Below are 24,683 nucleotides of genomic sequence, written 5' to 3'. Positions count from 1 at the left end.
TTATAGTCGAGGGCGACCGATTTAATAACCAATGATGTTTGTAAGAAAGTCTGACCTTTTGACAGATGATAAAGAAGCATGTTCTGTTTTAATCTGCACGAAGCATTTCAGCTCCGCAATGTAGTACCAACCATACATAGCCAAGTCTGATTTGAGATCATCTTCAGCAATCATCAGACTATCGACCAGTTGATGAAGCTCTTGATCTTGATATTCCGCTTTCCTCAGCTCTCGATTTATGAGTTCTGCTCGGTTCCCCGCCGTTAACCGAAAAATTTGATGCCCATACATACAACTGCACCCCCTTGTTTTTGAGTTTCTACATTTTATGCAGAAACCAAAGGAGACAATCGGAGAAAAGCATTTATCATTTATTAATAAAACATTGAAATATAATTAAATAACTTACAAACTGAATGATCGAAAAGAACGCTTCAATAATTCAGAATGCTGGTCAAAGTTAGTTCTGGGTGATAAATCAGAAACACTATTAACGCTAATTAAAGGTACGACTAATTTCTTTTATTACCGAAGACGAAAAAAGAGGACTTCGATTGAAGTCCTCAAAGAATTATTGTATCCAGTTGAGATATCACATCATAACTATGAGCTTTCATATACTGCGAATGTTTCCAATTATTTTGGCTTTTACAATAAGACAAGACTCCCCAAGGTCGTCCTCTCTGTTAGGAAATAACCTAATAACTCACTCAAAACTCTTATGAAGAAACTGTCTGCCAGTATTCTTTCGCCAATACACTAAAAAAGAGTTCAAGTCCTTATCAAACTCTTTTAATGGATATCCCTCAACGCTTTGGTCAGCCATGTCTGCATTTATTTGAAGAAGATTGATTAACTCTTGCTTTACTTGTTTTTTTTCTCGCTCGTTAAACAGAGCATTTATTATTGTATCGAAGATGAAGCTAATACTAAGCTGTGCTCGCATTTGATAATAATAATGGAAAGTTTCCTGATCTTTCAGCAGGTACATAGCAAAGAAACGTTTTGCTCGATGGTTATCGTTTATCTTTTCGATAATTTGGTTTAGAGACATATCATCAATAAGTGTTTCTGTAATTTAATCAAATACTTGTTGAATGCTATTTGATCAAATCCCTCATCCTCCTGGAATTCAAGTTCATTAACACCCAACTCAACAGCTTTTCTAACTTGTTCTGCAAATCGTAAGCAATTGGGTCCCGTCATATAGCCATCCTCACAGTCAGGGCAGTGAAATATAGGCACGTTCTTTATTGTCACAATACTTTCCTTGATCCGACCAATCTCATCCTTGTAGTGCAACTGAGCCTCGTTTCCGCACAGACACATAGTTTTTTGCACGAGCTATTGTTCTCCCGCTAATATTATGATAAATGAACCGTCGCTTAGACTGTATCGGTAGACCTGATCGAAATCATCAAATGTTTTATGAATCGGATGGTACTGCAACATCACTTATCTTCTCCTTGTAAGAGTGTTAATAGAATCTCCCTCGACTCTTCAGGCAAAAGTTCCTTTACAAAATATTCAAGACCAGCCGAATAGAGCAAACAGATTAATAAGCGATCACGCTCGAATGGTTCTTCAGGGGAAAAGGGTTGCCCTCCCCAGAATTCCCACTTATGTTCCTCACTTGTATGCTCGTCCCACACTTCATAATCAAACAATTGTCCCTCTCTTTTCGGTATTAAGTAGCTCTTTTCCAACATTCAGGTATCCCCCTCATCAACAAAAAACTTTTAAGTTTTCCTACTTAAAAAAGGGTCGCCTTTGTTGGCTAACCCTCAGTGCAATCTATGAAGATGTGATAGTTTAATAATCGTTGCATCGCACCGTTCCTCCTTCACACTGCTATATGCGATGAGCCTATAATATCGTCTAAGCCAGCGTCCGTCAACCAATATTTGGATGGCGTTTTCTTGTAAACAGGATAGGATTTCTGAGTGCAGGAAAGCGTCAAAAGTGCTACAATCCTTTCCAAATACCGAAAGGAGATTAGTCATGTCTAAGCATCTGATACGTAGAGGATTTCGTAGAGGATTTCGATGTGAGTCCTTTTGAATCTATAGACATGCTCCATCGGAGAAGTGCGTTGGATCGAGTAATACCTCAACTAAATCATTAGGAACGTATGAAATTGTTGAACTACGACATGCTTCTTATTAAAAATGCCAAAATGATGCTTGAGCATATTTCTGAGGTTTATGACTTCTCGTTGTCTGACGAACCGCTCAGTCAATGGTGGTGGCATCTGGACCAAGTTGCAAGCGGCGAGATCGCTTTCCAATTGATTCCAGACATCACACAGGATTTCATGTAGAAAAGGCTGTGCTCGATTTCTATGAGGTAACGCATAGAACTCTCACACTTATTAGGCACATAGCATTTTCTGTACCATTGGTAGTAATAATTCATATGCACCTGAGACGATTTTTCGATTTAATCCCGAAAAGTCACCATGATTAACCTTGTTTCGAATAATTTGAATACATTTTAACAGGTTGAAGGCAACTTCCTCATCAATCAAACTTGAATTGCCTAAACGTTGTTTTGAATTCTTTAACAAGGATGAGTAGTTTTTATTAGCTCGGACATCTTCAAGATTGGCGTTACAAAATTCATCCACGATGTCGATATACCTACCGATAAATGCCCCTTGATAGCGTACTGCAATTTCAGTGGCATAGCCCGTTTTTAATGCGTGATAATCAATGTGACCTTGTGCATTTTTCGGACTTAAACTATCAAAGACTGAGAAAAGCGAACGAAAACGATGAAGCATATCAATGCTATTATTAGACTCAACAAGATTATGGTACAAAGCTGACTTTTGAGGATCAAGATACTGAGATGCCACTTTACCCGTTTGAGCATTGATTTTACTACCGTCTACTACTGGTTTGGGTGGACTTACTTCAATATGGCCAGTTAAAAAATCCGTAGTCGTATCTATTTCAAACTCTTTAATCCGACAACTCACCCCAAACAAAGAAAACAATTTAATAAAATACTCTTTTAAGTCTTCTGCGATCAAAAAGTTTTCATTTTTATCCTCACCGTTGATAATTCCAGTAATAACAACAGTCCCTCGTTCTCCAACCTTGCAATTTACATCGCAGACATGATTGCCGTGGGGGGTATCGTTCATTATAAAGTCTGACGAAAGGTTAATACCTGAAATAACAATTTTAAAATGGGATTGTATGTTTCCTACCATGAATTCCACTCCTACCGAGTCTTGTTTATTAATAATGATTGCTCTTTCTCCTGCGGATACTTCGATCCGAAAAAATACGAATAGAAGCCCCACGCCGTCTGAACATCCCCTATGGATACAGATAACAGTTCTGCCTGTTGCTTAAAGCTGTCGTACACTTCAGGTCTTTTCTCCATTAGTAATAGGATTTTCGGCAATAGCGATAGAGGCGTATCTTGTATTACTTTCTTTTCAGTACACAAAAATCCACCATCGACCTGCTCCAACAGTCTGTATTTCAATAGAAACCCCAGCTTCTTACATGTTCCTGTATATGACAACCCGTATAACTTAGATATTTCTTTCTTGGTCAACATGCAGACATTATTGGGACCTGCATTTTCCCTTACGATTTCAAGCAACCGCTCGTAACCATCGATAGTATCATAAACCTTTTGAATTCCGTCCATTTTCATCACTCCAGTATAACCATTTTACAAAATGAGCAGAATGAGTGCCGTACGCTCCTAATTTCTATGTCCCACGTGTCGTTTCCATTACAAAGTTTACTCGATCAGGCAGGATATATTTTGATATATTCGACCCCGGTAATTTGATCTTCAAGCTCTTCTATTTTTTCATTCCACACCTCATCAATGACGTAAAATGATGACCAGAGTTCGTCAATATGTCCTGGAATCTGAATGTTTTGTAGGATCTCCTGCATATTGCTTTTAAAATAGTGGTTCTCGTTCTCGATTAGCAATATTCGTTTGTATTCACCCGACATATAATCGGAAAATTTCAGTTCACAATCTTCAAAATGTTCATTCATTCTGACTTCAATTGCTTCTTTTTTAGGAATGAAATAATCTCTTGTGCCAGACGGATACTCAATGTACCTAACATGAAAATCGCTTTCAATATCTGCTTTATAAAGCATAAAGGATAACTTATCAATTGTATATTCGTGATAGAAACTGAATCTGTCAGCTCCATTCAATCCACAATCAAGAATATTTTTAACGAGGTGCTGAACGTTTTTTTCTACTATAGCATCAACCAATCTCTTTTCTCTTTCACCTTTGTACGATAAGATTTCTTCAACTACCGAACGGCTAACTCCAAATCTCTTTCCCATAATCTCTACATTTTCTGGGATTCTTGAAATGCTCAATACATAACCACGTAAGAATATGCTTTCAAGGTCAGGCGGTAATACAACATTGAGCTTCTCTAATAAACCGCTGGCTTCTGCAAAAGTATTTTTTGCAATACCATGGATAATTTTCTTCTCAAATCTTTTTCTCCTACTTGTCTCTTTTATGTCCTTTTTAATATCTGTGGCGAACATTTGTTGCTGTGACTTAGCCTCTATAGCAATTTTTTCATTTGGATTGGACTTATTTACGAATATTGCCTCTGGCTGTTTGCCTCTATTTTTTATCTCAACTTCACAGCATCTTTCCAATCGAAAATCTTTATAATGCTCATTCATGAAGAATCTTAGTGAAGTAAAGTATTCACATTTTTTGCACATGTTTTTCACAAGACTTGTATTACCTTTATAAAAGATGTGGTCCCCATTTCCTTCAAGACAGGGAAGTATTAATTCCAAATTAAGCATTCTTATCCCCTTTCGAGTGTTATTGAATAACCAGTTCCATAAGTATAAAAAATAGCTTAGAATCATTATTAGGGAGGAATAGACTATGTTTAAATACATGTTGTCCAGTATTGATACTCATGCCGACAAAGGATTTGGCGTTACCGCCGAAGCCTTTAAAAAAGCGGCTGATCATTTATGTAATTCCGACTTTAAAGAGGGCATGCTTGTACAAGGGGAAATGCCCGTTTTGTATTTATATCGACATTCAATTGAATTATTTTTAAAATCATTGATTATGCACATACACGAAGAACTGAGTATTACGTATATGAATGTGACTGCCAGTGGGAATCACCAATTTTTGGTTAACGATAAAGGGAAGCCACTTTATATTGAAAACTGCCACTCGTTAAAGCTTCTTTTTGAATATTTCTGCAAGATAATAAAAGAGAATGAAGAGAGGCTGAGAACGCAAGCCTCTAAAGCAAGTTGGCTGATTACAGGGAGAATCCGTGGCTACATGAAATCAATCTATGAACTTGACGATAAAAGCGATTATTTTCGATATCCTATCTCCCGTGATCAATCCAAAGACAAAGCTAAATATTCGATGAAAAAGATTAAGAACAAAGATTTCGGTCGCTTGACGAAAAGTGTAGGTGGGAAAGTAATCTTCGCTACAAAGAATGGTAGTGGGGAACTAAAGGACATTTATATGAAGGATGAGAATGTTCTTAATGAAATGACCACAGCTTTAAGAAACACAGCTGATTTTTTTAGTGGCTTTCATATTATGACACGCATGGAATTATGTAATGGATGGTAATCATTTTTCAATCGAATGATAACCATCCTCTAAATTAGCGTCTAATAAGATTCGCATGCTTGATACCATCGAGGAACTGATTCGTGATGTCATAGTCTACAAAGTGGACCTTGATCTGATATTGCATTGCTTCGTCAATCATCCAGCTCTTTAAAAGAGAAGACTGTCTCGTACCCTTCTTCTCTTTTGAAACAAAATCAATAGCCGCTGATTCCGATTGCATTTTTAAATGACTTGATGCGAACTCGTCAATTGAAACGATGCCGACTATCAACTCAATCTTGTCCCTGAAATAACGAGTAAACATATGATACATACATGCGATATGGGTTGCTATTTTATAAATGTTTGACCTGTTGTGGATATCAAAAATCAATGCCGTAATCTTAATGTGACCCTTCTCCAGTCTGATCTGGGCGATATACGCATTAAAGGCAAGCATTGTGTCGAGAGTATAATTATCTATCTTCTCTTCCTTGCTTAAATCCCGATTTCTCTCATAAACATTCTCAACACGATCAATAGAGGACACTTCAGAGAGACGAAGCCTACCTCGTCCTTTCCCGTCCGATGTTTTCGATCCTTTCTTCAATCCTTCTTCTATTCTCTGCTTGATTCCCTGCATTTTCTCGATATCTTGTTCGACTGATGTCTCATCCAGGTACTTCTGAAACGTTGCTTCATTTCGCAATCTCAGTAAGAAGGATAGCCCTTGATTTTTGTTGTATAGGAATGAGCTTTGATCACGATCCAACAGTTCTATGATTGTTTCTGGCTTGATCGCCTTGGATTCTTTTTGAAGGCGTGGAACAACTTTGTTGAGAATGTATTGGTTCTTAAAAATGCTGACCATAATCCGTTCGTTCCCCAAAGCTTTCTTGACCGATGCAACGCTATAGCTGTCTGGTTTCCCTTCCAGGAAACGAATTCCGTATTTCCGCATTACGAGCATCTGAAGCTGGGTTTTCTTTTCAAAAGCATAAAACGACTCTTTTCTTAGGACTTCAGCGTTAACAAGCTCCATTATGGAGCTATAAAACTTTGAGAAACTTCTTGCTACACCCATCAGCTCTGCGTACTGGTACAATTGCTTCATCAAAATAACTTTGTTTCCAAAAGCATAAATGATTTCAAGGTAACTCCTATATTTTTCGCAAACCGCTTGCTTATTTGCAATGGAAATAGCCATAATACCATCCCCTCCTTTATACTCTAATAGTTTCGTATTGACAGCCTGAGATACCGACATACATTTCTTTGGATCTTATCTCTTCAATTCCATATGAATTTGTTAGGATTTCAACCCCCACTTCGATTCCCGCACTATTGGTATATAAGCCATCTGGCATCGAAATTAGGTTCTTGTTAAGCATATCTTCATACAACCTTGCCTCTACTTCTTTACCTTCTTCTCGCATATTGTGAATCCGCTCTTCAAATTCTTTCCGAATTAGCGTCTCCGTTTTCCATCTTTCCCTTAAATCCTCCGACAAGCCGAAATATTTTTCAGCCAAGGCTAAATCATGGATTGCTGATTGAGCGTGATAAGCATGACTTATTCCCCACAGACGAGCGGCTGTTTCTCTCCCCAACCTCGTAAGCTTGTAGCACTCCTTATTCTTTCCTTTCTCTTTGTACACCACCTTTTCTAAATGTCCGTCTCGTATGAGATTTTTAATACGCCTATCCGCTAATCCACATAAGAGGAGATGATCGTAAGAGACATGACCGACTCTGTGCATTGCGGAAAATGCCAGCCGATCTCGGTTGAAGAATTGTGTGACGAGCGGCTTACTCCTTCTTGCCATATATGTAGCACCCCCTTCGTAATTTAATTTGTTGTATTTGCGTCTCGAAGAGAGACGCTTGTCGCATCATACAGATGCGTCAACATGCTTTTTGCGGCTTAAAAAAGCCGCTTGACACATCGGCAGATGGGGCAACATGCTTTTGCGTTTCGAAAGAAACGCTTGCCCATGATAATGGGCAACAGCTTTTCCCCATAGGGGCGAGAAAATCGGCGACCGTTTCGTAGTGAGTGCCGTAGGCCGAACGGTCGGCAAAGCCGAACGCAACGGAAGCGTGCAGATGCTTAGCGAGACGATTTTCCGAAGGAAAGAGTTCGAGCTTAGCATTCTGCCGATTTTTGAAGCCCCTGATCTTGTTGATGTTTGCATTATAGATATTTTGTAGCGGCATTATAACGTTTTTTGGAAGAACGAAAAAAAAGGCTCCATGCACAAGGCATAGGAGCCTCTTCTCGCTTGCGAGAAGCATTCTTTTCATATTGTTGAGACGGGGCAACAAACCCGAGCTGTCTTTAGTTGAGAGGTACACTATAATGTTGCATAGAACATACTTTTTCAGTATAGTTGCCGCATCCACACTGTCTCAAGTGGATAAGCCTTAAAAGATCCCTATTCATCCGACTCAACTCGGCGGATACTTTTGTGGTCGATCTATCAGTCAGACGTGCTATTTTTCGTATATTAGTCGTGTTTGCCTTAGTCGGCATATTAGGCTATTCCCTCTTTTTATCATCTACTTCTCGCAATTCCTCAATTAAATCTTTCCAATGCCTAATGTCATCACCATCGTCCAGTAAAAGGATCTCACCTTCAGTCAGATGCCCAAACATCTCTTCAAACTTGCCCTCAAACTGCTCTTCCAACTCCAATATCTCATCTCGGATTTCCTCAATACGTTCCTCTTCTATTTGGTTTTTCAGTTTATTTTCCTGGTATTCCCATTGCATCAAAAAACAAAATACGGGGTCTTTCATTATACCAACGGCATAGCGAGGGATTTTTCCGTTATGCATAATAAGTCCTCGCCTAATATATCTTCGTAAACTCTTCTCGGACAATCCAAGTTCGATCATCGCATCTTCAAAAGATAAATAGCTACGGAGTTCCTTTATCTCCGTCAAAGGGCAGGATGTAATTTTAGCGATAAAATCATCATCCTCAACGCCCTTATAGATCAATCGATATGCAATCTGATGCATCGCTCTTTTGTCGGCGTTTTTGAGATATTCAAAAGCTGAAGCTCGGTTATTAATATCAATTAATTGCTGAATTTCATCCATTTTGTGCTTCTCCCCTTCCGCTCTGAACAATTACAACTCTCGTCAGGATTCAGCAATAGCTCCTTAGCTTTTCTCAATAATTCAAGTTCATGTCTACCAATCAATGTTGTCTGCATCTCATACTTTATTTTTTTTTAGGCTTACGATTGCGATTTACTTTAACCTTATTTCACTTCCTTTTTTCGAGTTCAAGAGCCGAAGCATCAGTTCAGCATATATGGGTTCAAAAGTAGATTTTATCTCTGTTTTCCTAATAGTTTCATGGTCAAGAAAGGCGAAACGAGGGGAGTTAGGAAAAACGCTTTTCCAGCAAATTTTAGGATAATCCCTTAGCACCTCCTCGTAATAATACTCATGCAGAGCCTCAATTTTGTTAAATCGTGTTCTCAGGATTCCCCCAACTCGCAGATTAGGGTTAAATGTGGTTTGTACATGATTAATTCTATTTATCCATTGATTGATGAGACTGAGTTTGTTAGGAGAGTAAGTCATAATTGCGAAATCGGAGATAGATAAGGATAAGTCAAATAATTCTGGAGCGGACGTACTGGGTGAATCTACAACGACAAAATCATAATCTGTCTTAGCTTGATTCAGCAGATCTCTTAAAGCGATAACAATCTCTGTTTCTTTATTGCCTTGAATATAGAGGCTGGCTGGTATGGAACCGATCCACATGTCGCCAGGTAAAATATCAAGATTTTCAGTGGTGGGAACGATATATGGAACAACATCGCCTGTTATGAATGCATCCCAAATCGTACTCGTCACCGTATGATATGTTTGATTGTTTATCAACGTCTCGGTTAAGTTACATTGACCACTTAGGTCTATTGCCAATACTTTATAGCTTGAACTTAGTAATTGTGCAAACATACAAGCAACCGTCGTCTTGCAGGAGCCGTCTATAGTGCTACTTACGCTGATTGTGATTGCCATTCCTCTTCCACCACCCTATGTTTTAGGGTAGTTTATATTGATAATAGAACAAAAGTCAAGGAAAAATTAAAATTATATATTATAATACAAAAGAACTTCAAAAGTAAATAAAATTATTTCATACATCTTATGCATATGTTTCATACAATCTCATAAATGTTATGAACATGTTATGAACTTATTCATACCTCCTCATACAAGTTATGAACGTGTTTTATGCCGTGCTGTTTTTATACATGAATTCCGGCAAATTTGGCAACAAAAAAGCCGATCAAGGGTCAGAGAAACTTGTCGGCAAAGAGCTTTTCACGATGAATATCCATTCTTCACTTTTTATACATCGAATAGATATCAAGGATGATATCTAAACCATTTAAGAGTTCTTGAGTCCTTGCACTTCTTTCAGTTTTTGTAGGGGGAGCTGGAGGTGAATAGTTGGGTTTGGGCGTTTCCTTTAAGAAATAGTCCTCCGCAAAACCAAATGTCTGATTGATCTGTATAATATATGAGTTATAAACTGACTCGTTTATATTTTCGCCACCTCTCAATAGCAATGAATCAATCGCTGATCGAGGAATATCTGTTAATTTCGAAATCGTTTGTCTTGAGTAACCCTTCTTCCGCATAATTGCTATCAGATTTTTCGCAACGGTTTCCTGGTGATTATAATAGTTGACTCCCATTCATATCCCTCCTGTCCCTATTTCCCACAATCCTGACCTTCCTACTTCCATGTCTCCTCAAGGACAACGTACCTCCCTTTGTGCCAGATATGGATAAGGGAGAAATTATTATTGTCGTCCATGATTAAGAATTCATCGTCATATCGATCATGAAAGATTCGATACAACTGAAACGGTGTAGTTTCATATTCTTCAAATCGGTTGCCGAGGATAGGCAACCAATGAGTAGCTTCCTCTACTGTTTTTACTTGTCTGCATTTGAACCCTCTCGGCTCAATCCTGAACTGTTTCAACTCATCTTCCTAAGCGGACCCTCTATCCCGTTTTCCACCATATACTGTGCGATTCTGCGTATACTGTATTGCGGCATGCACTTTGGGCTTGGAACCGCATATATTCCATCAGAAGAATCATCATCAAAGTCAGATTTCTCCACTGTCAAATTCTCTTCCATGTCTTCCATCAGCCTCCCCTCCCAATAATTATCCAAATCGCTTATTTACGTGGATAATCAACACCAGAGACCTAATTTGCCACCTACCACAATTGTTTCAAATTTATCATACGTCTGCCCACGCAATCTCTCTTGGTTATTGCTCTGGAACTGAATTAAAAAATGCGTTGTACCGTTGTTGTTCTTTATCAATATTTCCCTTGGCATACTCCGTAAATGCTTCTGCCTCTTGATATTCAAGAAATTGAAAATACTCTTTCTTGTGATCCTTTAGAATAACAAAGGGTACAATATGATTTCGCAACAATAGATGCATCATAAGCAATCGACCAGTTCGACCATTTCCATCCGCAAATGGATGGATTCGCTCATATTCAATGTGACTGGAACAGACTGAAGCAATGATATCATATTGAGATTTCGCTTGTTGAATCTGATCGTTAAGCTTTTGGAGCCATTGATGCATGAGAGTAGGCGTTTCTGTCGGAGAGGCCGTTTGGAAGCTCGCCCCTAATATCAAATTTTCCTTCGATTTGAATCGTCCTCTCTCATGATGAAGGCGATCCATTAAGAGGGAGTGAACTTCGCGGACCATAGCTATCGAAAGCTCTTGATCGATATTCTCAATAATGTAATTGAAAGCCATCCGATGATTCTCAATCTCGAAGAATTCACGTACCGCTACTCTGGCAGGAATCATGCGATGAAGTAGGATGGCAATGGTTTCGCTAAGCGTGGTGGTGTTATTCTCGATTGCAGAAGAATGATGTGTCATTCGAACTAAGAGATCATCCAAATAATCTTTAGGAAGATGCATCATTTATATCCCCTTTCAGCAAAATGGACGGTATTTCGTATCTTTTACACCATGCTCATCCCTCAGATTAAGAGCGTTCTATAGACCTACTCTACATGAACATACTCAAGCAAGTCGATTTCGTCAATAAAAATTGGATGTCGTTACAAATATTGAACTTGCTTTTTTCTCAGAATGGTAATATACATGATGTAACGAACAGACAAAGGAGAGAGATAGGATTGGAGAGGTTGACCGATCTTGAATATCTAACAAAAGAATTTGCCCATGCTATTAAGGCAGTGGAGGATACAGACACCACTGGACTGCGGAGTTCTGAGGGTGTCCAACGTGCAACGATCGTATTTATCGACGATACCAGACTATACGTTACCGAGCGTCTCAATGAAGGCTATTCATATGATTGGGTTTCGAAAGATGGAAGGTTGCTGTTTCATCACGACAATGAGGATAAAACACCGAACTTTTACCACAGGGATCCATACTCCATAGTAAGGGGGATTGTCACCTTTCACCTTATGATAGGAGAAAGCAAAGAATACAGGGTTTAGAGGGATATAATTCGGAGTAATTGACCTGAAAGTAAAAAAGCCGAGTGAAATCAGCTTAGCTAAATCAACTCGGCTTAGATGAATATTATATTGATCAATTCTACATTCAGCACCTACAGTTCCCTAACAATTTCTTCGTCCAACATTGCCTTTCTCTTTTCCCAATCGGGCATTAAAGAAAAAAGCATATTGTAGAAGCTGTCCTTATGATCGTTAAATTGAAAGTGAATCAATTCATGTAACATTACATAATCAATGCAATGTTTAGGGGCTTTTATCAACTCTGAATTAAGAAGGATTGTATTTGAATCAATTAGTGCAGACCCCCACCTTGCCTTCATAATTCGTAAATCAATTCTCGGTTTTTTAACCCCATATTTTTGCACCAGTGGATACTGCTTATCTAACGACATTTCAAATGTTTTGATCGCCTTCTCTCGGTACCACTCATCCATCAACTTGGCTTTTCGAGCACGATCATTTGGGTCTTTTACGATGAGAATTATAAAGCCTCGGTAATACTTAACCCGCTCTTCTTCAATAGCAGTTTCCACACGCAAACGGTACTGCTTACCTAAATACTTGTACGACTCACCGCTGACAAATTCACGTTCACTTTGTTTATAGGACTGAACCCGTTCGAAGTTCTTTACATTCTTCAAGATCCAGCCGCCCTTACTCTTTACAAAATCGTAGATAAAATTAAGCGGGACTTTCTCCGAAGCCGATACCATAATCGTCATGTTAGGCTTGATGTTGAGATTCACATTTTTCACGTTTTTTCGTTCAATGAAAAATTCAATTATTCGATTGGCATATACAATCTGATGTTTTTCCATGTTGTCACTACCTTAATAACGACGTAATGCTACTGTCTTTATTTGCTCAATAATTTTGTCGACCTGATCGAAGCCCAGACTAACACTATGCTCTTTCGTAAAGTCAAAAATAAGATCGTCTAATTCCTGTGCAATCCGATTGTGTACTTCCATGTTATCATGCCAATCCACCTTGGTATAAGCACGAATGATGTCTTCCATCTTCAATGCTAACTCAGCTAATAATTCTTCACTCATCACTTGCTCTTTCATGATGTCTTTCGTCACACCATAGAAAGCCTGAGCATTAGCATTTTTCTTGATGCTATCAGGATAATCCTCAACAGGTTCCCCTTGCTGATATTCTCTTTTGAGGTCATTCATTCTCTGCAAGTATTCAGCCTCGGAAATGCGTTGTTGTTTATAAGCCTCAATTGCTTCCTTTATTCGTTCAGAGAACTTCTTGTAATACGCAGGGTTCTCATCCCATTTTGTATTGATACTTTTTGTAAGACGAGTACGAATTGCATCTGCTTTGGCCCGTTTCGATTCTAATCGCTCCAGTTCTTCATTAAATGCCTTTTGATTGAGAATATCTACTGGATTAGTGATACGAATAACCTCTTCAGCAGAGATGTAATGGTCCATTAGATTCTGCATTTTTGCTTCGTACTCTTTATGGTCAATGGTATCGGAGTACCTAAGCTTTACTGCTCTACGAAGCTCTTGGAAATACTTCAAATCCTTCTTATACCTTTTCAATTCCTCTGGTGGCAATGCATTGTAGATTTTTTCAGACTCTAAAGCTATACCAAGATTTTGTCCAAATTTAGAGAGGACTCCATAGAACTCCTGCCTACGTTCCTCATCTTCCAACCATACTTCATATTCTTCAGTATCCTGTTTGTTCTTGATTGGAGCGAAGATTTGAAGTAAGTCGGAGTGGTACTGCCTCAATGAACCAATTACACTTATTACATCATATATAGCACCCTTCAAATCTTTCGGATCGAAGTTTTCAAGCCCTGCACCCGAATACATCTCCAATGCTTGATCGAGCCGATCCAGCAATCCTCTGTAATCGATTATAAAACCATAATCCTTACCATCGTATAATCTATTAACTCTGGCGATTGCCTGTAATAACGTGTGCTCTTTCATTGGCTTATCAATATATAAAACGGTTGCCCTTGGAGCATCAAAACCTGTGAGAAGTTTGTCGCAGACAATTAACAGCTCAATCTCATCACCTTCAATGAAATCCTCTTTTATCGCATCCTCATAGGATTCGTCGTCACCATAACGATTCATCATTCGATTCCAAAAATTTAAAACCTTATCTCTTGATACCTCATCAACTACCTCATGTCCTTCACGTTGGTCAGGAGGGGAGATGACAACTGCACAGGTAAGATCACCAAGCTCTTCGAACGCCTCTAAATAACGAATTGCTTCGATCTTACTATTTGTCGCCAGCATAGCTTTAAACTGACTGCCTTGTGTTTTATAATTGTCCAGAAAGTGCTGATTAATATCGAAGGCAATCATACTAATCCTCTGATTAGAGGACGCAATTCGCTCGAATTGACTCCACTTTTTCATTACTTCATCTTTTTGCTTGTCATTTAGATTGCGTGTAATCATTTCAAGGCGGTTGTCGATTGCTTTCTGATTAACAGTTTGATCGACCATTTTCCCTTCATATAGAAGTGGAACAATTGCCTTATCTCTAACCCCGTCTGCAATTGTATATGTATGAATTAACTTGCCGAACTTAATCATGGTGCTCTTTTCTTTCTTCATGAGCGGCGTGCCTGTGAAACCCAAATAACAGGCATTTGGAAAAACCTTTTTCATCTTGATGTGAAGTTCACCATACTGCGTCCTATGAGATTCATCAACCAAGATGAAGATATCCTTCGACTCTACAGGCTTTAACTGTGTCGATGCCGTATCGAACTTGTGAACCAATGTCGTTACGATATCCGCATTGTTATCTTTTATAAGATCAACCAGATGTGACCCTTTAGTTGCCCTGCTTGCCTTTAACCTGGTGTGCTTGAATGTCTTATGTATCTGTTTATCCAATTCCACACGATCAGTAACAACAACCACTTTCGGATTATGCTCATTCATCTCAGAAAGGATATACTTTGCCAGCATCACCATTGTTAAGCTCTTTCCTGAGCCCTGAGTATGCCATATGACACCAGATTGACGATTCCCATTTTCATCAAATTCCTGGATCGTCTTGATGATTTCCTTAATCGCAAAATATTGCTGATAGCGAGTGACCTTCTTAACATCCTTATCAAACAAGGTAAAGAAATGAGTAAGTTCCAGCAACCGTTCAGGATGAAATAGCGAGATGATATTCATGTCTTGCATAGTTGGCAAGCGTCCTTCGATGGTTTCATCTAATAATGCTTGCAACCATTCTTCTTTCTCTTCCTTCCATACCGACCAAAACTTCTTTGGCGTGTTGCAAGTTGCATACTTCGTCTCATTTTTGTTCGTTGACATGACGATTTGCACAAACTTAAAGAGTTGAGGAGCATAGTCCTTCCCCTGGTTACGGATCATTTGGCTAATCCCTTGCTCCATGGAGATGGATGCCTTCTTGCATTCAATAACCGCAAACGGGATCCCATTCACGAACAACACAACATCAGGACGTACCGTACCACGCCCATCCATCCGCTCTACAGCAAATTCCTCAACCACATGGAAAACGTTGTTATCGAAGTTGTCCCAATCGATGTACTGAATCGTGAAAGACTTCTTAGAGCCATCGGGTAAGAACTCCGTGTAGCTTCGCCCCAACATCAATGTTTCGAAGATCTTCTCATTCGTTTTAACAAGTCCGTCTGTTAATGGCTCATCCAAATCCCGAATAGCCTGCTTGATGTTATTCTGACTAAATTTATATGCAACACCTTTGTATTCATAAGAATTGAACTCTATTAATCGTTCTTCCAATACCGTTTTAACTAAAACCTCATATGAACCACCACGCATTAACTCAGCTTGTTCAGGAATAAGAATCTTATATTTCAAACCTTGCAAAACCTCAAGTGCAGGCTGTTGACTTATATATCGCTCATCATAGCTATTTGGTCGTTCCACATTCACACCTCCAAGGTAGGAGTTAGATAAAAAGGGCAAAGGTTATACCTTTACCCGCACTTTTCCTGTCAATAAGAGTTGCATAAGACCCTTCTTTTGTTCTTCTAAGGCTTTAACTTCTGTTATTAATAGACCAATCTCTTTATCCATCACATTCATCAAATTCGAAATGCTTTCTTGTTCATCAATTGGAGGAATATGCAGTGTTAAATCAGAAAGATGTCCCCAATCTGCTCTTGGCATTTTGGATCCCGTGGTTTTATTGCAGTTCATTATAAACATTTCCGTTTGGACAATGTATCTTAAATAATTGACAGATAGTATTTTAGAATCTGCTGGTTTTAATACCCATATTTCAGAGGAACATACTCCATCAAAAGAAGCTTGCCAATACTTTCGGAGGTATGGTCTTAATTTCCCAAAAAGGATATCGCCTTTATAGAAAACATTTTTCATACTTTTTGATTCATCTGATCCGATGTATCCATTAATAGTTGCAGTTTCAGAGTTTATGTGTTCCAACTCAACACACTTCCTTACTTCCTGCTCTTTACTTGAGTCAAATGACCCCGACTTGTTTGATACAATCGTTCCAAGCGTGTAGTGAGTCCAATCACCCTCATACCCAGACAATCTGACCTTCCCTGTCATCAACAACTGCATTAACCCTTTTTTCTGCTCTTTTTTCTGTTCGATTAGCTTTTCTTTTAGCTCAATTGCTTTATCCCAGGTGGATAGGATAGAGGCTATTTTTTGTTGTTCTTTGATAGGGGGAACAACCATGTCAAAGTCTTCAACTACTTTGACATTCAAATTTTGAACGCCTCCTCCTTGAAATACAGTCTGGCGAGCTATAGAAACATATTTATCCGAATTAAGGAGATAAGAATAGAATATATTATCATAGTTCTTCTTCATCCTTATTAGAGTTAAACTAACATACACACTAAACTCCCAATCAACATCAACAACTGCCGCTTTACCAAAGCTTGCCCCAACTCTTGTATAGAGAATATCTCCCTTTTGAGGTTTATCTTTTTTGGTTAGTTTTTCATGGAATTCCTGAGACACGTAATTAAACTTATCCAGAACAAGTTTATTTTCTTTAACATTCTGTGATGAAAGAAAGGGCACTCCTTCGTCCACATAAGTTGGTGTGCTTGCTATCCCACACTTTAATATATCTGTGATTTCTTTGAACTTTTGAATCCCCCAATCGGAAGGTATCATTCCAATAGCTGTTTTCTTGTAGCTATCAGGTGGACTAATATATATATCGTTCACGATCTCACCTACAATCCCAACTCTATTAGATATTTATCCATTTGCAACTCAACCTCTTGAAGCTCCTGCTTAATTCTCACAATATTCTCTTTCACTTGTTCCATGTCTACCTTCACTTCTTCTGCAATCGTATCTACATACCTTGGAATGTTCAGGTTGAACTCATTCTCTCTAATTTCACTTACTGTGGCAACATACGAATACTTATCGATGGATTCATATTTCTCATACACTTCCATAATTCTTTGAAGATCTTCTTCCCGCAATTTGTTCTGATTCTTTCCTTTTTCATAATTACCTTCACTTGATGCATCAATAAACAATACATCTTTACGATTACGGTTCTTCTTGAAGACCATAATACAGGCTGGGATACTTGTACCGAAGAATAGCCCTTCTGGTAATCCTATAACTGCATCCAGAAGGTTCATTTCGATAATTTGTTGACGAATCTTTTCTTCGCTCGATCCACGGAATAAAACCCCATGGGGAAGAATTGTAGCCATACGCCCATTCTCAGCTAACGAATAAAGCATATGTTGCACAAACGCATAATCACCCTTGGATGCTGGCGGTACGCCCCACTCGAATCTTCTGTGCTGATCCAGACTTGCTTCCATCTTGAACTTCTCGTCAGTATTCCCTTCGCCTGCAAACCCCATAGCCCATTTATCCAAAGAAAAGGGAGGATTGGCAACTATTACCTGAAAACGCATCAACTTGCCATCTTCCAAGTGAAGTGGATTCGATAACGTGTCACCCCATTCAATCTTTCCATCATCAATTCCGTGCAGGTACATGTTCATGAGAGCTAAGGAGTGCGTTTGCCCGTTGCGTTCCTGTCCATAAATGGCCACCTTCTTATTCGGTACTTGATTTGCTACCTTAATAAGCAGGGAGCCTGAACCACAAGCTGGGTCGTAGATACGGTCGTTTTCTTTCGGCTTTACAAGTCGGGCAAGAAGTTCGGAAACCATGGAAGGTGTAAAGAATTCTCCACCCTTCTTACCAGCATCCGATGCAAAGCGTTCAATCATAAATTGATAGGCATCACCAATAACGTCTTCGCTACCTACAACGGATGGCTTCAAAGTAAGTTTGTTGAAATCCTCCAACAATGCACGGAGCATCGCATTTCTTTCTTTTGCCTTACCCAGTGTTGCTTCACTGTTAAAGTCGATATTACGGAATACTCCACGCAGTTTCCCTGTGTTCTCGTTCTCCAAACGTTCCAATGCTTTATTTATGATCTCACCGATTTCAGGATCAGTTCGTTTGCTATATAAATAATCGAAAGTAGAAAGCTCATCTAATACGAAACGTTCCCTGGATAATGCACGTTGAATCCGTTGCTGATCACCATTATAACGTTTGGTGTATTCTTCTACGTGCTCTTTATACGCATCACTCAAATACTTGATAAACAACATCGTCAGGATGTAGTCCTTATATGTACTGGAATCAATTTTCCCTCGGAATGTATCCGCCGCTTGCCATAAAACTGAGTTTATTTGCTGAGAAGTAACTTGCTCACTCATCTTTATTCCCCCAATGAACTATTTCTCTTATTTTCAGAAACTATATCATTATTATACATGATAGCGAGGAGAGCGAATATCTCTGACCCTTTAACAATTATCGGGATTGGCCAACCTTTACATATGGTTGTAAATGAGATTTAAGGCACTAAACGAGCCAATACAGGTCAGATAACCAGAGATGTAGTCAAAGGTAAGCAAAGACAGCTTACAGCCTTAAACCAAGCCATAAAGCGGTATAAACAAAACAATAGCAATAGCTATCAACTTATTGAATGGTATCTTAGATTTTTATTTACTCACAAGAATTCCAAAAAAACATGACCTTATACTTGTCTATTCATGCCATTTGTTCAGGAAACCTATGTTGAACCTCTGCATAACAACAATCACACACAATAATACTTTTTTCGCTCATACCAATAAACTTCGCCTTAATTTTGAAAGTCACGTCCTTTTGAAATTCTCCTGGCATTAAGCTCTCATTACAAACTGAGCAAGATGCTTGAATCTTCATGTAACACTCTAAGCAGAGAGATCCTATGTCATGAATTAAATGATTAAACAACCTTTCGGGCTTTTTAAAACAAAATGTACAACATTTCATATTCATCCTCTTTTTTTTCAGAAACGCAAAAAGACCGCAATATCCCCTTGATCGAGTATAGGGAAATTGCGGTGCTTCCGACAAATCTAATCATTATTTTATTCAATTAAATAATACTTCAAACTAATATTCACTACAAGCATATTTGGTTTTTTTATCTGTGCTTTAAAAAGGTATTATCATTCATCATCAAGTAATTTATCTCTAAGTGTCTCAGCATTATTATTTATATAGAACTCAATGTTTTTCTCATCTTTTTCGTTATTTCGTTGTCTACATAATCGATAATATTCAGGTATAAAATAATGTTTAATTAAAAATTTGAACTCCGCTTGAACAAGAGGCTCTGCACGTTGAATCAAGCCAGTAACAAAGCATAAGTTTGATGAGAAATTATCTAACATGTAGGCAATTGATGAATTTCGAAATTCTAAGTATGAAGAAGCCTTCCATTCTGCAGAAACGATTTTCATAGTCTCAAGTTCAGATATCTGAAAATAATCCTTACCACTCTCGAATTCAGATATTATCGGTCTGAAACTCATCTCAAAAGTCTTTCGTGATTTCTTAAATGGATCTTTAAATTGAAAATAGTGATCATACAGCTTATATTTATGCAGTAAGTTAAGCAACGCATCTTCATGCCATAGCTTAAATTGTATCTCTTTATCCGAATGTTTTTCGCAAAAGCCATTCCACCAACGAAATTCATTTATATCCAAAGTCTTTGGTACCACCAATATCCACTTTTTTAATCCTTTATTTTTTTTATATGCAGTCAAAAATGAATCTGTTATTTTTTTTCTTTGAGCACTACCTAATCTTCCTGTATAAAATTTACATTGATAGATATACTTCTTATTCTTCGGTGTTATAACAATCACATCTATTCCATCATCCCCACCAGAACCATCGATTCTTGTGACTGTATGCTTTTTATATCTACAATGAAGTATTTCTGAACACATTTTTTCAAATGATTTTCGCCACTTCTCTACCCCCTCAATAAACTCAAGTAACTTAAATGGTTCTTCGACCCTCTTTGCCATGTTGAACTCTCCTACTATTTGTAATAAGCCTGTAATAGACAATTAGAGCATCACGCCTGTCAAATATCGTGTGCTCTTAACTTAGTTCATACAAATTGCATTATTGCTTAAATTCATAAAATAGGAGAAAAGTTCTGTTGCATGACAGTGTCGATCTTAAATCGAATATCAGAGGAACAATTTACAATTTTAATTTTATTAAATGCAAATACCCCGCATTTTTTTGTTGCATCTGCGATCAAGGCATTTATAAAACTATGAGGACAGTGAGTAACGTTATTAAAGTCTAATAAAACTTCCTTTCCTTTCTCAATTGCTGGAAGTAAATACACATCCCTATAGCTTATTGCATCATCTTTATTATTCGCATTCTCCCCAAAACTATTTAGGATATTTACAACTAAAATATTATTGTCTTTTTCACTTCTCTCTTTCTCTGCTTCAATATAATCTCTCTCTAACGACTGCTTTAACTCCTCATCACTTAAAGAGCCTAACCGTAAAGAAAGTTTTACAAATGTTCCTGGCCAAGCTCCAGCAATTTTTTTGCTGTTTAAATCTGTTGCACTAATATGGAGGACTCCTTCGCCAGAAAAAATGTACATCTCCCCTTTTAAACGCCTCATTTTATCTGTAGCATCATGAAGTCCCATCCCAGCGTTATCTGTTTTATCATTTGGATCAATTACCTTTTTAAAAGTTCCAGAAACAAGAGGTTTTATAGCCTCATTAATCGCTTCCGCATCACTTTGAAACGGAGGATAGAACTGCTCTAAGTGCCTTTTTATACCGATTCCCAAGTCACCGATGAGTATTGATATCTCGTTTCTTTTCTTATACCAGTTAAATTGACATATAGACGGAAATGCTTCATTTTTACCATGTTCCAATGTATTGTAAATTAGTTCTGAAACAACATCATTCAGAGTTTTACTATACTCTACGTTAAATCCCTTCGTATACTCTTCGAGACGTTTTGTGACCTTTTTCAAGTCTGCGTTAGTCCTTATTGAAAATAGAGGTTTAGTGGGGTCAGAGTAAAAATCTCTGTATTCATCCGCATAAACTATTTCCCATCCTCCCCCACGCATTCTCCTCCACATTGCTGATGCTCCATCTTGAGCGTCTTCAATCCTCAGTATGTTAACTTCCTTACCTATAGATTTGAGATGCCAGAGATACAACACCACTAACGATAAAGCCTGGTAACTTGCTGATTTGCATTCTCGTAAGTCAATTGAAACCTTTTTATGCGGGGGATTCCATTTGAAAGTCTGTAAGACTGTTTCAAAAGAATCAGAACCATTAAACTGATGAAAATTAAAATTATGCGGAATTACAACCATTAATTCTTCAAGATTTGTTTTACTCATAAAACACCTCTATGTATAATTTACACTTTATCAGAACTGATATTATCAATTTCATTTACAATATCTGTTTTCAATTCACTTAACTGATCTATAAACGAAGATGATAAAATAAGATCAATTAGTTTCCGTTTCTCCTGTTGAAGTAATAAAATGTTATTTTGTTCGTTTCGAATGTCTTTTCTTAGCTCTGCTAATTCTTGTTTTTCCTTCCCGCTTGCTAATAACATTTTCAATTGACTATTAAGCTTTTCTTTATTTAATTCCATTTGATACAATTCTATTGGAATATAACGATATATTCGTTCGAGTTGACCGTATAATTGTATTAGTTTAGTCTGTAACGGAATATTGATTAATGGGATAATATTATCTTTCAGGACGTCAAGTCTTTCATCGATCGGATAATAATAGAACTGATCATCCCCGTATAATTTAAGAGAATCTCTCAATTGTTTCATAAGGGTATCTATTTTCTCAATCTCGAATTTTATAAAAGATAAGTATGGTAGTTGTTGTTTTCTTTTGTCTTCTTTTAGTAATAATAGGTCATTTTTAAATTGCTGATTAACAACAATATATGCAACAATCCCCCCTATAACCCCTCCCGCATAATTACCAAAGAATCCGACCCATGACGCTTCATCTCCAATAGTTAAGTTCCCTGTAGGTATATTAAGTATCAGACCTATTCCTATAGGGGATAAAACAGTTAACAATGCAATTTTATAGTATTTCTTTAAGAACCGTTTGAGTCTATCCACTAAAATTACAACTCCTTATCCACAAGAAAGCTTAAAAGCAAATGGCTACATATACATATTCTTACACGTTTAGCCCCCTTAATCAATCTGTCTCCATAATAAATTTGTTTCTCCCAATGTCAATTGGATTAATAGCGATTTTATATGGGAGGGCGGGTATGATAATTAAATCGTAAGGTTTTATGCTTCTCGGTATACGCAAAACTCTCGCCCTATGAAATACCTAAGTAAACTCAACTACCAGCATATCGTAAGATGAATGATTTTATGTAACTATTCACTTCATCCTATTAAACCACAAAAGCTAAAGCAACATAGACCCATTTTTTTAACTTATGCCCTCTTGCTTTTCTTATAATTGATACATAAAACAAAATGATCTCAATTAATAAGATAGGAGCTAATTACCATGAAAAAAAATCACGATCTACTTACCGTTGAAGAAGCAAGAGAAATTTTACGAATTGGTCGAAATGCCATTTATAATTTGATTAAAGTTGGCTTACCTCACATCAAAATTGGTAAGCAGATTCGAATTCCAAGAGAATTACTTTATGTCTGGATTAATGAACAAACCATTACATCATAAGAAAAAAACTCCAATGTGGTCTTTAAACCACGTTGGAGTTTTTTAAGTTTAGAGCTTTGCTCATTGCCATGGCTGGTTTTTCATGTACAATATCAAATCGATGAGTGTAGATCTTAATCGTGGTTCCTACATTCGAATGACCAAGAACTTCAGAAATTGCTTTTAAATCAAGCCCTTCTGCATATAGAATGGAGGCGAATGAATGTCGCAAATCATGTAACCTAATTTTTGGAAAATTATTTTGCTGAAGGAATTTACTGAATTGTTCCGTCACCGAATTCACACGATATGGCTTTCCGTTATCTTTCGTAAATACATAATCGGAATCTTCATACTCACTTTTTAAAATGTCTTTAAACCGTTTTTGCGTGACCTTCTGTCTAAGCAGGACTTCCAAAAGCTCATCTACAATATAGATAGTACGTCTGCTCTCTTTTGTTTTTGGTCCCTTAGTAATTACATTCTTACCTGCAGAGGTTCTAACTTCTACAATGCTAATACTTCGTTTCTCCAAATCAACGTTCTTCCACTTCAACCCACTGATCTCTTCTCTTCGCAGACCAAGATAACTCGCCAGATAAACGGGCACTTCTAATTTCGTACCTTTTACTTTCTGGAGCAATTCATTTAATTGTTCTTTGCTATAAGACACACCTTCAAAAAACTCCTTTTTAGGTAGCTCGACCGCATCTGCAACATTGCGATGCACCAATTGTTGCTTCATACCAAAATCAAGAGCCTTCCGAATGCAGGCATGATGTTTATGAACGGTATTAGGTGACAATCCTTTAACCTTCATTAAGTGATCATAATAGTCCTGTACATGCATCGGTTGAAGCTTACTTAGTTCCACATCAACAAAGTATGGAGCAATATGCTTGGAAATGATGTTGTTGTATCCGTATCTTGTGGTTTCTTCACACTTATATTTTACATACTTTTTCATCCAGTAGTCCAAAAGCTCAACCAAACTCATATTATTCACGGTCACTAATAGGTTACGTTGTTTATTATATTTAAACTCAGTAAGTGCCTTCTCCGCTTCACCCAATGTATCAAATACTTTCGTTGACTTATGCCGTACTCCATTGATAATCCCTTGGTCAAATGTAACCTGATACTTCCCACTTTTTGTTATTCTAATACCTTTCATCATATTGATCTTCCCCTTTTTCTTATACTTAATGAGATATCAATAATCTAATATAAGAAAGTACGTTCGTAAATATCAAACGAGTCGAAGCCTGTTTTAATCCGTAGAGGAGTCTTTAACCCGACCTGAGTGTACGGTAACACGAACTTAGGGGTAATACAATAGCCCCCCTGTCGACAAAATGTCTACCTCGGAGGGCTTTTATTATTTTCGCTGTATTAG

General features: G+C 37.8%; 26 protein-coding genes. 4 read left to right on the top strand and 22 right to left on the bottom strand.

Features of this window, described 5'->3' with window-relative positions; translation table 11 throughout:
• Window positions 1-21 precede the first annotated feature (21 nt).
• The 3 genes from D3P08_RS00210 to D3P08_RS00195 form a co-directional block, all read right to left on the bottom strand.
• Window positions 22-291 (bottom strand): hypothetical protein, encoded by a 270-nt coding sequence (locus tag D3P08_RS00210; protein WP_119597428.1) that lies wholly within the window; start codon window positions 289-291, stop codon window positions 22-24.
• A gap of 753 nt (window positions 292-1,044) precedes the next feature.
• A complete protein-coding gene (locus D3P08_RS28000; protein ID WP_420819008.1) occupies window positions 1,045-1,329 on the bottom strand; it encodes a YgiT-type zinc finger protein in 285 nt (94 codons plus the stop codon).
• A gap of 122 nt (window positions 1,330-1,451) precedes the next feature.
• Window positions 1,452-1,709, bottom strand: coding sequence for a hypothetical protein (locus D3P08_RS00195; protein ID WP_119597425.1), 258 nt, complete (start codon window positions 1,707-1,709; stop codon window positions 1,452-1,454).
• Window positions 1,710-2,137: 428 nt separating this feature from the next.
• On the opposite strand from D3P08_RS00195, the gene D3P08_RS00190 reads away from it, so the two are divergent.
• A complete protein-coding gene (locus tag D3P08_RS00190; RefSeq protein ID WP_240647161.1) occupies window positions 2,138-2,320 on the top strand; it encodes a hypothetical protein in 183 nt (60 codons plus the stop codon).
• A 51-nt stretch (window positions 2,321-2,371) separates the two neighbouring features.
• Here D3P08_RS00190 and D3P08_RS00185 read toward each other — a convergent pair whose 3' ends face one another.
• The 3 genes from D3P08_RS00185 to D3P08_RS00175 form a co-directional block, all read right to left on the bottom strand.
• Window positions 2,372-3,217, bottom strand: a complete 846-nt coding sequence (locus D3P08_RS00185; RefSeq protein WP_119597424.1) for a hypothetical protein — start codon at window positions 3,215-3,217, stop codon at window positions 2,372-2,374.
• Between the two features lie 11 nt (window positions 3,218-3,228).
• Window positions 3,229-3,666, bottom strand: a complete 438-nt coding sequence (locus D3P08_RS00180) for a hypothetical protein (RefSeq protein ID WP_119597423.1) — start codon at window positions 3,664-3,666, stop codon at window positions 3,229-3,231.
• A gap of 104 nt (window positions 3,667-3,770) precedes the next feature.
• A complete protein-coding gene (locus tag D3P08_RS00175) occupies window positions 3,771-4,823 on the bottom strand; it encodes a hypothetical protein (protein ID WP_119597422.1) in 1,053 nt (350 codons plus the stop codon).
• An 85-nt stretch (window positions 4,824-4,908) separates the two neighbouring features.
• Between D3P08_RS00175 and D3P08_RS00170 the strand changes: the two genes are divergently transcribed.
• Window positions 4,909-5,631, top strand: coding sequence for a hypothetical protein (locus D3P08_RS00170; RefSeq protein WP_119597421.1), 723 nt, complete (start codon window positions 4,909-4,911; stop codon window positions 5,629-5,631).
• Window positions 5,632-5,665: 34 nt separating this feature from the next.
• Here D3P08_RS00170 and D3P08_RS00165 read toward each other — a convergent pair whose 3' ends face one another.
• The 8 genes from D3P08_RS00165 to D3P08_RS00130 all read right to left on the bottom strand — a co-directional run bounded on the left by D3P08_RS00165 (window position 5,666) and on the right by D3P08_RS00130 (window position 11,615).
• Entirely contained in the window at window positions 5,666-6,820 is a 1,155-nt protein-coding gene (locus tag D3P08_RS00165; protein WP_119597420.1) for a hypothetical protein, read from the bottom strand.
• Between the two features lie 16 nt (window positions 6,821-6,836).
• The gene (locus D3P08_RS00160; RefSeq protein WP_119597419.1) at window positions 6,837-7,439 is read right to left on the bottom strand and encodes a hypothetical protein; all 603 of its coding nucleotides are present in this window, start codon (window positions 7,437-7,439) and stop codon (window positions 6,837-6,839) included.
• Between the two features lie 79 nt (window positions 7,440-7,518).
• Window positions 7,519-7,872 (bottom strand): hypothetical protein, encoded by a 354-nt coding sequence (locus D3P08_RS00155; RefSeq protein WP_119597418.1) that lies wholly within the window; start codon window positions 7,870-7,872, stop codon window positions 7,519-7,521.
• A 280-nt stretch (window positions 7,873-8,152) separates the two neighbouring features.
• Window positions 8,153-8,719, bottom strand: a complete 567-nt coding sequence (locus D3P08_RS00150) for a hypothetical protein (RefSeq protein ID WP_119597417.1) — start codon at window positions 8,717-8,719, stop codon at window positions 8,153-8,155.
• 153 nt (window positions 8,720-8,872) lie between these two features.
• Entirely contained in the window at window positions 8,873-9,658 is a 786-nt protein-coding gene (locus D3P08_RS00145; RefSeq protein ID WP_119597416.1) for a ParA family protein, read from the bottom strand.
• Between the two features lie 326 nt (window positions 9,659-9,984).
• On the bottom strand, window positions 9,985-10,341 hold the full coding sequence (locus tag D3P08_RS00140) for a hypothetical protein (RefSeq protein WP_119597415.1): 357 nt from the start codon (window positions 10,339-10,341) through the stop codon (window positions 9,985-9,987).
• Window positions 10,342-10,630: 289 nt separating this feature from the next.
• On the bottom strand, window positions 10,631-10,804 hold the full coding sequence (locus tag D3P08_RS27145) for a hypothetical protein (protein WP_162848305.1): 174 nt from the start codon (window positions 10,802-10,804) through the stop codon (window positions 10,631-10,633).
• Window positions 10,805-10,931: 127 nt separating this feature from the next.
• A complete protein-coding gene (locus D3P08_RS00130; protein ID WP_119597413.1) occupies window positions 10,932-11,615 on the bottom strand; it encodes a Fic family protein in 684 nt (227 codons plus the stop codon).
• Window positions 11,616-11,833: 218 nt separating this feature from the next.
• Here D3P08_RS00130 and D3P08_RS00125 point away from each other — a divergent pair, with 218 nt between their 5' ends.
• Window positions 11,834-12,163, top strand: coding sequence for a toxin-antitoxin system TumE family protein (locus D3P08_RS00125; RefSeq protein ID WP_240647159.1), 330 nt, complete (start codon window positions 11,834-11,836; stop codon window positions 12,161-12,163).
• Between the two features lie 113 nt (window positions 12,164-12,276).
• Here D3P08_RS00125 and D3P08_RS00120 read toward each other — a convergent pair whose 3' ends face one another.
• The 7 genes from D3P08_RS00120 to D3P08_RS00090 form a co-directional block, all read right to left on the bottom strand.
• Window positions 12,277-13,002 carry a M48 family metallopeptidase gene (locus D3P08_RS00120; protein ID WP_119597412.1) on the bottom strand — a complete coding sequence of 242 codons (726 nt, stop codon included), beginning with the start codon at window positions 13,000-13,002 and terminating at the stop codon, window positions 12,277-12,279.
• A gap of 12 nt (window positions 13,003-13,014) precedes the next feature.
• Window positions 13,015-16,107, bottom strand: a complete 3,093-nt coding sequence (locus D3P08_RS00115) for a type I restriction endonuclease subunit R (protein ID WP_119597411.1) — start codon at window positions 16,105-16,107, stop codon at window positions 13,015-13,017.
• Window positions 16,108-16,149: 42 nt separating this feature from the next.
• The gene (locus D3P08_RS00110) at window positions 16,150-17,391 is read right to left on the bottom strand and encodes a restriction endonuclease subunit S (protein WP_119597410.1); all 1,242 of its coding nucleotides are present in this window, start codon (window positions 17,389-17,391) and stop codon (window positions 16,150-16,152) included.
• An 8-nt stretch (window positions 17,392-17,399) separates the two neighbouring features.
• Entirely contained in the window at window positions 17,400-18,929 is a 1,530-nt protein-coding gene (locus D3P08_RS00105; RefSeq protein ID WP_119597409.1) for a type I restriction-modification system subunit M, read from the bottom strand.
• 786 nt (window positions 18,930-19,715) lie between these two features.
• Entirely contained in the window at window positions 19,716-20,585 is an 870-nt protein-coding gene (locus D3P08_RS00100; protein WP_119597408.1) for a restriction endonuclease, read from the bottom strand.
• A 113-nt stretch (window positions 20,586-20,698) separates the two neighbouring features.
• Window positions 20,699-21,958: an STAS-like domain-containing protein gene (locus D3P08_RS00095; RefSeq protein WP_119597407.1), complete on the bottom strand. Its 1,260-nt coding sequence runs from the start codon at window positions 21,956-21,958 to the stop codon at window positions 20,699-20,701.
• A 20-nt stretch (window positions 21,959-21,978) separates the two neighbouring features.
• A complete protein-coding gene (locus D3P08_RS00090) occupies window positions 21,979-22,719 on the bottom strand; it encodes a hypothetical protein (protein ID WP_119597406.1) in 741 nt (246 codons plus the stop codon).
• Between the two features lie 409 nt (window positions 22,720-23,128).
• On the opposite strand from D3P08_RS00090, the gene D3P08_RS00085 reads away from it, so the two are divergent.
• A complete protein-coding gene (locus D3P08_RS00085; RefSeq protein ID WP_119597405.1) occupies window positions 23,129-23,308 on the top strand; it encodes a helix-turn-helix domain-containing protein in 180 nt (59 codons plus the stop codon).
• Between the two features lie 22 nt (window positions 23,309-23,330).
• Here D3P08_RS00085 and D3P08_RS00080 read toward each other — a convergent pair whose 3' ends face one another.
• Complete coding sequence (locus D3P08_RS00080; RefSeq protein WP_240647157.1) at window positions 23,331-24,464, bottom strand: site-specific integrase; 1,134 nt, start codon at window positions 24,462-24,464, stop codon at window positions 23,331-23,333.
• Window positions 24,465-24,683 lie beyond the last annotated feature (219 nt).

It is taken from the genome of Paenibacillus nanensis (assembly GCF_003583765.1).
Taxonomy (GTDB): Bacteria; Bacillota; Bacilli; order Paenibacillales; family Paenibacillaceae; genus Pristimantibacillus; species Pristimantibacillus nanensis.
This window is presented reverse-complemented; position numbering and strand designations above follow the sequence as displayed.